Origin of the sequence: Nonomuraea sp. NPDC005692 (assembly GCF_040631115.1) — a bacterium.
Lineage (GTDB): Bacteria > Actinomycetota > Actinomycetes > Streptosporangiales > Streptosporangiaceae > Nonomuraea.
In genome coordinates this window covers 539032-552424 of sequence record NZ_JBEXYU010000001.1, presented here as the reverse complement: position 1 = coordinate 552424, position 13393 = coordinate 539032, and the positions used below count along the sequence as shown (strand labels likewise).

The window sequence follows — 13393 nt, the reverse complement described above, 5'->3', positions numbered from 1 at the left end:
GTAAGCTGTCCCGGAGAGTCACTGCGAAATACCGTTGGGTGCCATGACGTCCACCAATGCGCCTTCCCGGTCCAGGAGGCGGCTCGCCTCGAACGCCCGGGCCAGGCTGAACTGGGTGCTCGACACCAATGCGTGGGCGATCGTGCGCGCGGCCACGAACGCCGGTGTCAACTACCGGGTCACCGGCCTGGCCGGCGAGGCCGCGTTCTTCGCGCTGCTGTCGCTGCCGCCGTTCGTGCTGGGCCTGATCGGCGTGCTGGGCAAGCTCGGCACCTGGCTCGGCGGCGGCGTCGTCAACGAGGTCAAGAGCTGGGTGATCGAGCAGGCCGGGCTGCTGTTCACCGACGACGCCGTCAAGAAGGTGATCAACCCGCTCATCACCGACGTGCTCAGGGACGACGCCAACAAGGTGTCCATCATCTCGCTGGGCTTCCTGCTGTCGCTGTGGTCGGGCTCGCGGGCGCTCTACGTCTACGTCGACCTCATCTCGGTCGCGTACGGGCTGGGGGAGGAGCGCGGCATCATCCGCACCCGGCTGATGTCCTTCGGCCTCTACGTCGTCGGCCTGATCATCGGCATCATCGTCATGCCGATCCTGGTCATCGGCCCCACCCTGCTCAAGGACGCGCTCCCCGGCGAGTACGGCATCCTCATCGACATCCTCTACTGGCCCGTCGTGATCAGCGGCTCGGTGTTGTTCCTCACCGTGCTCTACCACGTCAGCGTGCCGGTGCGGACGAAGTGGTACCGGGAGCTGCCCGGCGCGATCCTGGCCCTGTTCCTGTGGATCGTGTGCGCCGCCGTGCTGCGGGCGGTGCTGGCGGCCTGGTTCTCGCCCGTGTCCGTCTACGGCTCCCTGGCCGCCCCGATCGCGCTGCTGCTGTGGTTGTACATCACCGCCCTGGCCGTGCTCATCGGAGCCATCCTCAACGCCGAGGTCGACCGGCTCTGGCCGGGTGTGAGCCGGACCAAGTAGCGGGACGAGCGGCCGGTTGCGCATCCGCTATCGTCTAGGGCGACGCGACTGGCGCATTCGGTGGGATCGACCACCAGGGAGCGAATCAACCGGGAGCGGAGGCCGAGCGCCTGGGTCTTCGCCAATTGTCAATGATGACAGGGGAGTCATGAGTTCTCTTGCTAGCGCCGACCCGCAGCTCGCCGAGCTCATCAAGGCGGAGGAGCGCCGCCAGGCCGACACCGTCAAGCTGATCGCGTCCGAGAACTACGTGTCCAAGGCCGTGCTCGAGGCGACCGGCACGGTGCTGACCAACAAGTACTCCGAGGGCTACGCGGGCAAGCGCTACTACGAGGGCCAGCAGGTCATCGACCAGATCGAGACGCTGGCGATCGACCGGGCCAAGGCCGTGTTCGGCGTCAACCACGCCAACGTCCAGCCGTACTCGGGCTCGCCCGCCAACCTGGCCGTCTACCTGGCCTTCCTGCAGCCCGGCGACACCGTGCTCGGCATGGGCCTGCCGTTCGGCGGCCACCTGACCCACGGCTGGTCGGTCTCGGCCACCGGCAAGTGGTTCAACCCGGTCCGGTACGGCGTGCGCCGCGACACCGGCCGCGTCGACCTCGACGAGGTCCGCGAGCTGGCCCTGGAGCACCGGCCGAAGCTGATCTTCTGCGGCGGCACCGCGATCCCGCGCACGATCGACTTCGAGGGCTTCGCCTCCATCGCCCGCGAGGTCGGCGCCGTGCTCGCGGCCGACATTGCGCACATCGCCGGCTTGGTCGCGGGCGGCGCCCACCCGTCCCCGGTGGGTCACGCCGACGTGATCTCCACGACCACCCACAAGACGCTGCGCGGCCCGCGCGGCGCCATGCTCATGGCCACCAGCGACGAGCACGCCACGGCGCTCAACAAGGCCGTCTTCCCCGGCCTCCAGGGCGGCCCGCACAACCACACCACCGCCGCCATCGCCGTCGCGCTGCACGAGGCCGCCCAGCCGTCCTTCCGCGACTACGCCCACCAGGTCGTCGCCAACGCCAAGGCCCTGGCCGACGAGCTGTCCAGCCGGGGCTTCGACCTGGTCTCCGGCGGCACCGACAACCACCTGATCCTGCTCGACCTGACGCCCAAGGGCATCGGCGGCAAGCCCGCCGCCCAGGCGCTCGACCGGGCCGGCCTGGAGACCAACTACAACGCGGTGCCGTTCGACACCCGCAAGCCGTTCGACCCGTCGGGCATCCGCATCGGCACCCCGTCGGTCACCTCGCGCGGCATGGGCGAGGCCGAGATGCGGCAGATCGGCGCCTGGATGGACGAGGTCGTCACGGCCCTGGCCAAGGGCGACGCCGAGGACGTCATCACCCGCGTCCACCACGAGGTCAGCGAGCTGACCGCCCAGTTCCCCGCCCCCGGCCTGTCCTGATCCCGCGGCCCGCCCGTCCGGCCCGTCCCGCCCCTCGCGGCGGGCGGCCGGACGGTCAGTGCCGCACCGTCACCACGATCTTGCCGAACTGCGCGTTCGACTCCAGGTGCCGGTGGGCCTGCACGATCTCCTCCAGGTCGAACGTGCGGTCCACCACCGCCCGGAACGCCCCCGAGCGCAGCCCCGACGCCACGAACGCCGCCGCCCGCCGCAGCCGTTCGGGCACCCGCGTCGTCTCGTGCATCGTGTACGTCCGCATGTTGAGCGCCGGCATGCCGAGGTCGATCCCCGGATACGGCGTCGGCTCGCCGCTCAGCGCGCCGTACACCAGCAGCAGCCCCTCGGGGGCGACCACCCTGGCCAGGTCCGTCACGCCCGGCCCGGCCACGGCGTCGAAGACGAACTCGGCGCCGCGCCCGCCCGTGGCCGCCAGCACCCGCTCGGTCACGTCCTCCTCCTCGGTGACGATCACCTCGGCGGCGCCCTCCTTGAGCAGGGCCTCCTTCTTGGCCGCGGTGCGGGTGAGTGCGATCGGCGTGGCGCCCATCCGGTCGGCGACCCGGATGGCGGCCAGGCCCACGCTGCTGGAGGCGGCGTTCAGCACCACCGTGTCCCCGGGACGCATCCCGCCCACCTCCACCAGCGCGCCGTAGGCCGTCACGTACGGCATCCACACGGCCGCGCCCGCCACCGGGTCCACCCCCTCGGGGCGGGGCAGCACCGCCGCCGCCGGCACGACCGCCCGCCCGGCGTACACGCCGTAGTCGTTCTGCGAGAACGCCGGCACCGTGCTCACCGGCTGGCCGGCCCGCAACCCGGTGACGCCCTCGCCCACCGCCTCGACCACCCCGGCGGCCTCGGTGCCCAGCCGGGCGGGGAAACGCCGGACGGGCTCGATGTAATGGCCGCTGCGGAACAGCGCCTCGGCCCGGTTCAGGCCGATCGCGTCCACCCGGATGCGCACCTCGCCCGGCCCCGGCTCGCCGGCCGCCACGTCCGCCAGCTCCAGCACCTCGGGGCCGCCGAGCTCGTGGAACAGCACCGTCCTGGTCATCACATCGTCCTTCCGCGTCAGAGGCCGCCATTCAACCGCTAAAGTACGATTGCCGTCAAACTTCGATGAATGTCGTACTATGGACCCATGGACGCCGACCGCACCCCGGACCACCCCGACCTGCGCGAAGTCACCCTGCAGCGGGTTCTCGAAGCCCTCGTCGACCCGGTCCGGCGCAGCATCGTCACCCAGCTCGACGCCGCCGCCGGCGACATCAGCTGCGGCGGGTTCGACATCTCGGTGAGCAAGTCCACCGCCACCCACCACTTCCGGGTGCTGCGCGAGGCCGGCCTCATCCGGCAGCACTACGCCGGCACCTCCCGCCTGAACACCCTGCGCAGGGCCGAGTTCGACCAGGCGTTCCCCGGCCTGCTCGACGCCGTCGTCACCGCCGACCGCGCGTCCCGCCGAACGCCGTGAGGCCCTCCCGCCGGCGGCGGAAGGGCCTCACGCGGGGTTCGCGACCTCAGGTCCTGACGGTGAGCAGGGTCGTGCCCGTCCTGGTGACCACCTCGAAGCGGTCGATCTCCGCCAGCGGCGTCGCGCTGCCGCCGTGCATGTAGAGCGGGGCCGGCGAGCCCGGCACGCCGTAACCCGGCGCCGGCACCGACCACCCGGTCATCACCCGCCGCTCGCCCGACTTGCCCACCGACACCAGCTCGCACTCCAGCGGCCCCTTCACCCCCGACAGCTTGAGCGCCGCGTGCGTGCCCCAGCCCTTCGACTCCACCACCAGCCCGCCCGACACCCCGCCGACGCCCTTGCCCGCGATCGGCGTGCCGTCGGCGTAGAACTGCTCGGCCGGGCCCATGTGGTCGGCGCGTCCCGCCATCGCCTGCGGCGGGTCGCCGCCGCCGGTGAGCTGCGTGCCGACGGTCAGCCCGCCGGTCGCCAGCGCGACCGCCGCCGCCATCCCGAGCAGGAACGTCCCTCTGCGGGCCCGCCGGTCGGCCGCCTTCTTGCGGCGGAGCAGGTCGACCACGCCGGCCTGCCCCTCACGGGGAGGAGGGTCGGCGGTCGCCAGCGGGCCGATGCCGTGCAGCACGCCGGCGACCCCTGCGAGGTCCGACAGCTCGAAGCGGCAGGAGGGGCAGGTGCGCAGGTGGGACTCGAAGGCCAGCCGGTCGTCCTCCTCCAGCAGGCCGAGGGCGTAGGCGCCCACGTCGGTGTGCTCGACTCCCGCGGTCACGCCGTCACCCCCCGCTCCTCCAGCGCGACCCGCAGCGCGCGGACCGCGTAGTAGATCCGCGACTTCACGGTGCCCACCGGGATGCCGAGCGCCGCGGCGGCGTCGTTGACCGACCGGTCCCGCAGGATCGTCTCGTTCAGGATCTCGCGATGCGCCGGTGACAACGCCTTCAGCGCCTCCGACACGACCACCTGGCGCAGCAACCCCTCCAGCTCGTCCGGCACCGGCACGGTGTCCAGCGCCCCGTCGCCCGATTCCGGTGGGCGCGCCTCCCTGCGCCGCCGGTCGTCGATCACGATGCGCCTGGCCACCGTGGCGAGCCAGGGCATGAGCGAGACCGAGTCGGGGTCCAGCCGCTCGGCGCTGCGCCAGGCCCGGATCATCGTCTCCTGCACCACGTCTTCCGCCCATTGCCGGTCGCCCGCCGTCAGCCGTACCACGAAGGCCAGCAACGGCCGGTGGTACTCCCGGTAGAGCGCGGACACGACCACCTCGTCGTCCGGTCGCACCCGCCGGATCAGGTGGCGTAGGCGCGGCCTGCCCACCGGGGCCGTCCCCTCGGCCGAGGGCGGGGGATACGTGCTGATCCGCATCATTCCCCTTTCTCGCGTCCGTCGGGAGGGAGTACGCTCGGCCGCCCTGGCGGGGTTCAACGGATCGCCGAACATAATCCGATTGCATCTGCCGGGACAGGGTGGTTAGAGTCGCATTTGCAACCGATCGAGGAGGTGAGGGCTATGCGGGTCGTTCTGTTCCGCCTGTCGTCCGTCTACCTCCGGGCCCTCGCCTGAGCTGCCCGTTTCCTTCTCGATCAAAGGTTTCACCGTCTTGTCTTACGATCTTTCCCTGCTCGGCTGGACCGATCTGCGCGCCACCGAGCTTCCTGCTGACACCGTCCCGGCGCGGGTGGCCCGCGTCGACCGCGGCGCCGCCGAGGTGATCGCCGCCGACGGCCAGCACCACGTCCGCTACGGCGCCCGCGTGCGCCGTTCCTCCGCCGACGACCCGGTGGCCCTGCCGTGCGTCGGCGACTGGGTCGCACTCAGATGGCTGCCCGAAGGCCGGTACGAGCTCGACCAGGTGCTCTCCAGGACCACCGCGTTCATCCGGGGCGGCGTGAGCCGCCACTCGACCGGCGGCCTGTCCGGCGACGGCCAGGGCCAGGTGCTCGCGGCCAACGTCGACGTCGTCTTCGTGGCCGAGCCGTCCATGCACTCGACCGACTTCGCCGACCTCGGCCGCATCGAGCGCCTGGTGGCCCTGGCCTGGGAGTCCGGCGGCACGCCCGTCGTGCTGGTGACCAAGTCCGACCTGTTCGAGGCGGGCCTCGAAGAGCTGATGGCCGACGTGCGCGCCGCCGCGCCGGGCGTCGACGTGCACGCCGTCTCCTCGCTGCTGGGGGAGGGGGTCTCGCTGGCCGCGAGCTACCTGCACGGCTCCCGTACGGCGGTCGTGCTCGGGCCTTCCGGCGCGGGCAAGTCCACCCTGGTCAACGCGCTGGCCGAGGCGGGCGTGATGGACACCCAGCAGGTACGCGCGGCCGACGGGCGCGGGCGGCACACGACCGTCCACCGGGAGCTGATCCCGCTGCCCGGCGGCGGCCTGATCATCGACACCCCCGGCATCCGCCGGATCGGGCTCTACGACATCGGCGAGGGCGTCGACCTCGTCTTCGCCGACATCGAGCAACTGGCCGAGCGGTGCCGCTTCGCCGACTGCGGGCACGTGAGCGAGCCGGGATGCGCCGTCCTGGACGCCATGGAGAACGGCGAGCTGCCCGAACGCCGGCTGCAGAGCTGGCGCAAGCTGCAACGCGAGGCCGCCTGGATGGCGTCCCGCACGGATGCGCGGCTGCGCAAGGAGCAGCAGAACAAGTGGAAGATCATCCACAAGGAGATGCGCCGCACCAGCCGCAACCGCCCCTGACCGTCGCCGACCGTCCTGCCGGTCCCTGACCGCCCGGCCTCGCCGGGCCCCGGCCGCGTCCGGCGGGCCCGGACCCTGTTCGGCGGGACCGGGCTTCTCTTCCCTTCCTCCTGCCTGGTGCAGGAGGGAGGCGAGTAGAGGGGGTTGTGCGGGTATGCACAGGTCATGCAGGTGTTCGCGGATCGGGCCGAGGCCGGGGCGTTGCTGGCCGAGCGGCTGCCGGAGGTGCGCGACCCCGTCGTGCTGGCGTTGCCGCGTGGCGGGGTCGCCGTCGCCGTGCCGGTCGTCCGCCGGCTCGGCGGCGAGCTGGACGTGCTCGTCACCCGGAAGATCGGCTACCCGCCCGCTCCCGAGCTGGGCGTGGGGGCGATCGCCGAGGGCGGCGAGCCGGTGTTCGACCTGACGATGCTCGACCGGCTGGGCCTGACGCCCGAGGACGTGGCCGACGTGGTCGAGCGGGAGCGGCACGAGCTGGCCAGGCGGGTGCGGGCCTACCGGGGTGACCGGCCGCTGCCGCCGCTGGCCGGACGTGAGGTGATCGTCGTGGACGACGGCCTGGCCACGGGCGTGACGGCGCGGGCGGCCCTGCGCGCGGTGGCCGCGGCCGGCCCCGCGAGGGTGACGCTGGCCGTGCCGGTCGGCGCCGAGGAGACCGTCGAGATGATGCGTGCGGAGGCCGACGAGGTGGTGGTGCTGCTGACCCCGATCGACTTCAGGGCGGTCGGCCAGTGGTACGAACACTTCGACCAGCTCACCGACGACGACGTGCTGGACCTCCTGGAGCGGAGGTGACCTTCACCGGACGGCGCCGCTCGTACCGGTGTCTATGCGGACAGGACCGCCCAGACCAGCTTCCGGGAGCCGCCGGGGGCGAACCAGCCCCACGCGTTGCAGAGCGCGTCGACCAGCCGCAGCCCGCGCCCGAACTCGGCGAACACGTCGGCCGGCGCCGCCACCGGGACGGTCTCGCTGTGATCGGTCACCACGCAGGCCAGCTCGGGCCGGCGGAAGAGCAGCCGGAGCTGTACGGCTCCGCCGCCGTGCCGCATCGCGTTCGTGACCAGCTCCGAGACCACCAGTTGCACGTCGTAGGCCAGGTCGGCGGCGGCCCACGAGGTGAGCGTCTGGTCGACGAACCGCCGGGCCGTCGCCACGCACGCCGGCTCGAACGCGGTGCGTTCGTGGAACGGGAACACCGCGTCGCACTCTCCGGCGCGCCCATCCACCAGAATGGTGGCGAGCCACCCTGGTGGCCGGGAACCGATGGCGGCTTGCGGCCGAGCGTCGAAAGTCGTCATTCTGGCCCCCGAAGCGCGGTCTGGTGATCCAGTGCCCATCTTTACGGGGTGTGGGTAGTGATGCAAGACTTTTCGTGTTTTACCGATGCGAATACCATCTGCACGTGCAGATGATCTAGGAGCGGTCGAGTGAGCGCACAGAGCGCGGAGGGAAAGCTTCTCAGCTACACGCCGGGAAGCCCGACGGTGCTGCGGATCCTGCTGGGTACGCAACTGCGCAGGCTCCGTACCGAGAAGGGTATCTCCCGGGAGGATGCCGGGTACTCGATTCGCGCATCTCATGCGAAGATCAGCCGACTTGAGCTCGGCCAGGTCAGCTTCAAGCAGCGGGACGTCGCCGACCTGCTCACCCTCTACGGCGTCACCGCCCCGGAGGACCGCGAGCCGCTGCTCGCCCTGGCCCGGCAGGCCAACGCGCCGGGCTGGTGGCACAAGTACGGCGACCTGCTGCCCGGCTGGTTCGAGGTCTACATCGGGCTGGAGGGGGCCGCCTCGGCCATCCGCACGTTCGAGAACCAGTTCGTCCCCGGCCTGCTGCAGACGCCCGCCTACGCCAAGGTCGTGATCCGGCTCGGCAACGAGAAGGCGCTCGACCCCGAGCTCGACCGCCGCGTCACCCTGCGCACCACCCGGCAGAGGCGCCTGGAGAGCGGGCTCAAGCTGTGGGCCGTGATCGACGAGGCCGTCCTGCGGCGGGGGCTCGGCGGGGCCGACGTCATGCGCGAGCAGATCCGCCACCTGCTCGACGCCACGGAGGAGCGTAACGTCACCGTGCAGGTGATGCCGTTCGAGAGGGGCGGGCACGCGGCGGCCGGCGGCTCGTTCAGCATCCTGCGCTTCCCCGAGCGCGAGCTGCCCGACGTGGTCTACATGGAGCAGCTCACCAGCGCCCTGTATCTGGACAAGCCGGTCGACTCCGACCACTACATGGAGGTCATGGACCGGCTGAGCATCCAGGCCCTGGAGCCGAAGCAGACACGGCGCTTTCTGGAACAGCTCATTTCCGGATGAGCTGCTGAAACTCCTGTGATCCACTCCATAGTCGGATTTTTGGTCATCCGGTATATGGAGTCTGTCGTGCTGTCGTATGGTCAGCGCAAACGCGGATGCACGTGCATCCGTAAGATCGCTAGGAGCTTCCCCCATGCACGAGTTCCGGAACGGAACCCCCGCCGGTCACCTTCCCGTCGTGTGGCGCAAGAGCAGGCGAAGCAATCCCAACGGCAACTGCGTCGAGGTCGCGGGCCTGCCCACGGGTGAGATCGCCATGCGCAACTCCCGCTTCCCCGACGGCCCCGCGCTGGTGTACACGCAGGCCGAGATCAGCGCGTTCGTCCTGGGGGCCAAGGACGGGGAGTTCGACGACCTGATCGTCTGATCAGCGGGGTTCGTTGTACCAGCGCCACCGGGTCTGACGTGGCCGTCCGGGCAGCTCGCCGCGGCCGGTCGCCCACAGCAGCGTGGCCCAGGGGGCGGTGTCCACGGGGGCGTCGGGGAACAGGCGGGCCAGCACCCGCGAGCACAGGTCCGCGGGCGGCTCCCAGGCCAGGCCCAGCCCCTCGGACACGTCGTGCAGATGCACGAGCGTTTCCACCAGGCCCATCGCGGCGGTCGCCGAGGCGTCCGCCATGCCGAAGATGTGATGACCGCGCGCCTGCGGCGGCGCGGTGCGGACCATGGCCGACAGCAGCGCGCCGGAGGCCTGGAGCACCTGCAGCAGCCCGGTGGGCCCGGCCGCGCGGTCGGCGTGGATGGTGTTGTTCGGGCCGCCGGGCCTGCGCCGCTCCAGCGCGAAGGGCACGTACGTGTCCAGCGGCGGCACGTTGAGCCCGAGCTGGGCGGCGTAGGCGAACAGGTCGTCGGCGAGGTGCTCGACGGTCTCCCAGCAGGTCCACTCCAGTGAGCCCGCCTTCGCCTCCCACGCCTGCGGCGGCGCGGCCCGCAGCGTGTCGACGGCGAGGGCGACGGCCTCGTCGAGGTCGTCCGCGGTCACGAGTGCTGAGTCCGGCATGAAGGGCACCTTATCGCCGTCCGCTTCGTGTACCCGCGTGTAGGGTCGTCACGATCCGCACGTCCGGACGGGAGCCGTACCGCATGACCGAGCCCGAAGACCTCACCGCGCGCGCCCGCATCAGGGAGGCGGCGCTGCTGCACTTCGGCGAGTACGGCTTCGAGGGGGCCACGACCCGCGCCATCGCCGGGACCGCCGGGGTGTCCCCGGGGCTGCTGCGCCACCACTACGGCTCCAAGCAGGCGTTGCGCGAGGCGTGCGACGAACACCTGATCAGGGTCGTCCGGCGGATCGACGACGACGTCCGCGCCGGCGCCGTGCCCGCCGGGCGCAACCCCGTGGCCGCGGCGCTCGACGCGCTGGCGCCCTACCGGCTGTACGTGGCGCGGGCGCTGGCCGAGGGCTGGGCGGCGCCGCTGTTCGACGGCATCGCCGAGCTGAGCGAGCGGTGGCTGGAGGAGCTCGACGAGACCCGCACCGACGAGCCGTTCGCCGGGCGCAGGGCGCGCGCGACCGTGTCCACGGCCATGTCGCTGTCGGTCGGCGTGCTGCACAGGCACGTCTCCCGCGGCCTCGGCGTGGACGTGTTCAGCCCCGAAGGCGCCCACCTGCTCGCGCTCACCCTGCTCGACCTCTACTCCCACCCCTTGCTGACCCCGGAGGCGGCGGCGGAGCTGCGGGATGCACTCGGCCAGCACCCCGGAAGCGGATGACCCCGCTCAGACAGGCTCTTTCGTGGCGGACCCGCTCAGGACAGGAAGTCGGTCAGCGTCGGAAGCAGCGCCTCAGGCCGGCCGAGCACGCCGTGGTCCTCGCCCGGCAGGACCACGTGCCGGGCGCCCGGCACGGCGTCGGAGACGGCCCGCACGGCGTCCAGCATCCACTTCGGGGACTGGTCGCCGCCGATCGCCAGGGTGGGCACGGGGATGCGGGACAGCCGCTCGACCGGCAGTGACTGCCCCGGACCGCACACGGCGGCGTCGTAGGCGAGCGTGTGCGCCAGAGCGGTGAACCAGCCCCACACGGGCTCCGACCGCATGCCCGCCACGGCCTCCGCGGGCACGTCGGCGCCCTCGATCAGGAACAGCGCCACGGCCTCGTCGCGGCGGTCCCTCTCGACGAGGGCGCGCAGGCGCTCGGCGAAGTCGCCGCCGGGCGCGGTGCGCGCGCCGTCCACGACGTACGGCGGCTCGTAGACGGCCAGGCGGGCGATCGGCAGCCCGTACGCCGCGGCCTCCAGCGCGAGGATGGCGCCGGAGGAGTGGCCGAAGACGCTCGCCGAGCCGCCCGCGTGCTCGATCACCGCGGCGAGGTCCTCGATCTCCCGTTCCACGGCGTAGGCGGGCGCGTCGCCGCTGCCGCCCCGGCCGCGGCGGTCGTGGGCGATCGCGCGGAAGCCGGGGGCGAGCGCGGCGGCGAGGGCGGCGACGGTGGTGCGGTCGTTGAAGGCACCGCCCACCAGGATCACCGGGTGGCCCTCGCCGCTGCTCTCGAACGCGATGCGGGTGCCGTCGGCCGAGGCGACGGTCTGAACCGTGGACTGCATGTCGAACTCCTTCTGCGGGCTCCTGTCACGAGGAGGTCGGAGCCGTCCCACGCTTCTCTACATGCTTCTACCGGAAAATTCGCGGATCGGCCTGAAGGCCGCGCGAGAGCCGGACGGTGATGAACTCGTTGTCGTCGGGACGGCCCGGCGTACGGCCGTTGGAGAAGGGGAAGTTGTTGTCGTCCAGGAGGCCGAGGGTGCGGTCGTCGAGGACGACGACGTCCTCGATGGTCTGGAACGGGAACCTGAACGTGCCGGGCGTGCCGCCGAGGCCGCGCGGGTCGGCCAGGTCGAGCAGGTCGGCCACCTGCGTCTTGTCCAGGGCGCCGTCGTGGTCCCTGTCGCGCGTGTCGGCCAGGTAGACGCGCTTGACCTTGGCCGCGTCGCCCTGGAGGTTGTCCCGCTCGATGATCAGGAAGCGGTTCGCGTCCACGGCGACGGCGTCACCGATGGAGTGCGAGGGGTCCTCCAGCCGGTACGTCCACGTGCGCCCGGTGTATGCGCGCTTGCGCAGGTCGAACTCGTTCATCCGCAGAGTGCCCGCGGGGTCGCCGTTCACCGTGCCTTCGAGCAGCGGGTAGAGCCGGCGGCCGTCCACCGACCTGGCCATGCCCTCGAAGCCCTTGGAGCTGGCCAGGTCGGGCTGGGCGCCGTTCAGCCACGGGTTCTCGGGGGCCTTGACGCCGGGCAGCTCGACCGGGGCGTCGAGCAGCCGGCCCTTGCGGTCGAAGTGCAGCAGGAACGGGCCGAACTCGTCGCCGATCCAGTACGTGCCGTCCGTCGCGCGCACGATCGACTCGACGTCGAAGTCGGAGCCCGTCAGCGTGCGGTCCTTGCGGGTCAGGGCGAACGGGACGAGCCCCCGCGGATCGCTCAGGTTGAAGCCGCCGAGCACCTCGACCCTCTTGGCGGCGAAGTCCGGCTTGACGCGGTGCACGCGCAGGAGGAAGTCGGCGCTGTTGGCCTTGTTGCCGAAGCCGTTGTCGGACAGCACGTCGAAGGTGCCGTCATGGCGGCGGGCGATGCCGCTGAAGCCCTGCACGGGCTGGCCGGGGAAGGGCGGGGTGACGCCGTTGACCGGCGCGGTGCCGAGGAGGGAGCCCGACGGCTCGCTGCCGGGCACGTAGGTCTGCGCGGGCAGCGCGGCGAAGCCGGTCAGCGTGGCCCGGCCGAACGTGGCGGGTCCGCGGTCCTCGGGCCGGGCGGGATCGGCCATGGCGGCGGTGGCCGGGGCGGCGAGGGCGAGCGCGACGGCCGCCGCGCACGTCAGAGTGGTGATGCGTCTCATGGCGGGCACGCTAGAGGCGGCACATGACGGCATTCCGAACACGAGACGACCTACAGGGACGCTCATGGATGAATCGGACATCATTGCCAGTCAGTCCCGAGCCCGATGACCTGCGCACATGCCTGGACGAAAGGCGCGGACGATGGGAAACGCGACGGCCACCCCTGCCCTGGGTCGGGCGGGGGTGGCCGGGCGATGCTTTGTGCGGGATGACGATCTCGGGCCTGATCAGGCAGTTGCCCCGACCGGGTTCGCCAGAGCCTGGGCATGGAAGGCCAGGCTCCGGTTCATCGGGACAACTGAGTGATCACGCGATGATCGTTGATGCTGCCGAGGTGTGTCAGGCGGCGGAGATGCCGGCGCTGGCGGCGCGGCGCATGCGACGGCGACGCTCGCTGGCGCGCTCGTCCTCGTTGAGACCGCCCCACGTGCCGTACTTCTCCGGCCGGGACAGCGCGTAGTCTAGGCACTCGTTGCGGACAGGGCACCCGGCGCAGATCGCCTTGGCCTTCCGCTCACGTACGTCACGCTCGGGCTGCCGCTCCCCGTCGGGGCCGAAGAAGAGCACGAGATCCTCACCCCGGCACGCGGCATCATCCTGCCAACCCCAGCTGGGGCGCGGGCGGGCGAGCTGCCGACGTACCTGAGACATGAGAAAACCACCTTCGTGAGAGGTATTTCGGTAATTGAGCCGCATTGGACG

Annotated in this window: 16 protein-coding genes; 8 read left to right on the top strand and 8 right to left on the bottom strand. The window is 71.6% G+C overall.

The window, feature by feature from the left end; genetic code table 11:
- Window positions 1-43: 43 nt before the first annotated feature.
- Together ABZ459_RS02625 and glyA are read left to right on the top strand one after the other, a co-directional pair.
- Window positions 44-976 carry a YihY/virulence factor BrkB family protein gene (locus tag ABZ459_RS02625; RefSeq protein WP_357964876.1) on the top strand — a complete coding sequence of 311 codons (933 nt, stop codon included), beginning with the start codon at window positions 44-46 and terminating at the stop codon, window positions 974-976.
- Window positions 977-1124: 148 nt separating this feature from the next.
- Window positions 1125-2378, top strand: coding sequence for a serine hydroxymethyltransferase (gene glyA, locus ABZ459_RS02620; protein WP_357964874.1), 1254 nt, complete (start codon window positions 1125-1127; stop codon window positions 2376-2378).
- Between the two features lie 55 nt (window positions 2379-2433).
- On the opposite strand, the gene ABZ459_RS02615 is transcribed toward glyA, so the two are convergent.
- Complete coding sequence (locus ABZ459_RS02615) at window positions 2434-3432, bottom strand: zinc-dependent alcohol dehydrogenase family protein (RefSeq protein WP_357964871.1); 999 nt, start codon at window positions 3430-3432, stop codon at window positions 2434-2436.
- Window positions 3433-3519: 87 nt separating this feature from the next.
- Here ABZ459_RS02615 and ABZ459_RS02610 point away from each other — a divergent pair, with 87 nt between their 5' ends.
- Window positions 3520-3852, top strand: coding sequence for a helix-turn-helix domain-containing protein (locus ABZ459_RS02610; RefSeq protein WP_357964869.1), 333 nt, complete (start codon window positions 3520-3522; stop codon window positions 3850-3852).
- A 46-nt stretch (window positions 3853-3898) separates the two neighbouring features.
- Here the strand turns inward: ABZ459_RS02610 and ABZ459_RS02605 are convergent, their stop codons facing one another.
- Entirely contained in the window at window positions 3899-4621 is a 723-nt protein-coding gene (locus tag ABZ459_RS02605; RefSeq protein ID WP_357964867.1) for a zf-HC2 domain-containing protein, read from the bottom strand.
- Window positions 4618-5106 (bottom strand): sigma-70 family RNA polymerase sigma factor, encoded by a 489-nt coding sequence (locus ABZ459_RS02600; protein WP_357965856.1) that lies wholly within the window; start codon window positions 5104-5106, stop codon window positions 4618-4620. The genes ABZ459_RS02605 and ABZ459_RS02600 overlap by 4 nt, the downstream gene beginning before the upstream one ends.
- 343 nt (window positions 5107-5449) lie before the next feature.
- Between ABZ459_RS02600 and rsgA the strand changes: the two genes are divergently transcribed.
- Together rsgA and ABZ459_RS02590 are read left to right on the top strand one after the other, a co-directional pair.
- On the top strand, window positions 5450-6547 hold the full coding sequence (rsgA, locus tag ABZ459_RS02595) for a ribosome small subunit-dependent GTPase A (RefSeq protein ID WP_357964864.1): 1098 nt from the start codon (window positions 5450-5452) through the stop codon (window positions 6545-6547).
- A gap of 165 nt (window positions 6548-6712) precedes the next feature.
- Window positions 6713-7339, top strand: a complete 627-nt coding sequence (locus ABZ459_RS02590; protein ID WP_357964861.1) for a phosphoribosyltransferase family protein — start codon at window positions 6713-6715, stop codon at window positions 7337-7339.
- Between the two features lie 32 nt (window positions 7340-7371).
- Here the strand turns inward: ABZ459_RS02590 and ABZ459_RS02585 are convergent, their stop codons facing one another.
- A complete protein-coding gene (locus ABZ459_RS02585) occupies window positions 7372-7743 on the bottom strand; it encodes an ATP-binding protein (protein ID WP_357964858.1) in 372 nt (123 codons plus the stop codon).
- Window positions 7744-7974: 231 nt separating this feature from the next.
- On the opposite strand from ABZ459_RS02585, the gene ABZ459_RS02580 reads away from it, so the two are divergent.
- Both ABZ459_RS02580 and ABZ459_RS02575 read left to right on the top strand, forming a co-directional pair.
- Window positions 7975-8856 (top strand): helix-turn-helix transcriptional regulator, encoded by an 882-nt coding sequence (locus ABZ459_RS02580; RefSeq protein ID WP_357964856.1) that lies wholly within the window; start codon window positions 7975-7977, stop codon window positions 8854-8856.
- Between the two features lie 133 nt (window positions 8857-8989).
- Complete coding sequence (locus ABZ459_RS02575) at window positions 8990-9223, top strand: DUF397 domain-containing protein (RefSeq protein ID WP_352327185.1); 234 nt, start codon at window positions 8990-8992, stop codon at window positions 9221-9223.
- On the opposite strand, the gene ABZ459_RS02570 is transcribed toward ABZ459_RS02575, so the two are convergent.
- Window positions 9224-9856, bottom strand: coding sequence for a maleylpyruvate isomerase N-terminal domain-containing protein (locus tag ABZ459_RS02570; protein ID WP_357964853.1), 633 nt, complete (start codon window positions 9854-9856; stop codon window positions 9224-9226).
- Window positions 9857-9939: 83 nt separating this feature from the next.
- Between ABZ459_RS02570 and ABZ459_RS02565 the strand changes: the two genes are divergently transcribed.
- Window positions 9940-10569, top strand: a complete 630-nt coding sequence (locus ABZ459_RS02565; RefSeq protein ID WP_357964851.1) for a TetR/AcrR family transcriptional regulator — start codon at window positions 9940-9942, stop codon at window positions 10567-10569.
- Window positions 10570-10604: 35 nt separating this feature from the next.
- On the opposite strand, the gene ABZ459_RS02560 is transcribed toward ABZ459_RS02565, so the two are convergent.
- The 3 genes from ABZ459_RS02560 to ABZ459_RS02550 all read right to left on the bottom strand — a co-directional run bounded on the left by ABZ459_RS02560 (window position 10605) and on the right by ABZ459_RS02550 (window position 13342).
- Window positions 10605-11402, bottom strand: a complete 798-nt coding sequence (locus ABZ459_RS02560; protein WP_357964849.1) for an alpha/beta hydrolase — start codon at window positions 11400-11402, stop codon at window positions 10605-10607.
- A gap of 67 nt (window positions 11403-11469) precedes the next feature.
- Complete coding sequence (locus ABZ459_RS02555) at window positions 11470-12690, bottom strand: esterase-like activity of phytase family protein (RefSeq protein ID WP_357964846.1); 1221 nt, start codon at window positions 12688-12690, stop codon at window positions 11470-11472.
- A 340-nt stretch (window positions 12691-13030) separates the two neighbouring features.
- Window positions 13031-13342, bottom strand: a complete 312-nt coding sequence (locus ABZ459_RS02550; protein ID WP_125634885.1) for a WhiB family transcriptional regulator — start codon at window positions 13340-13342, stop codon at window positions 13031-13033.
- Between the last annotated feature and the right edge of the window lie 51 nt (window positions 13343-13393).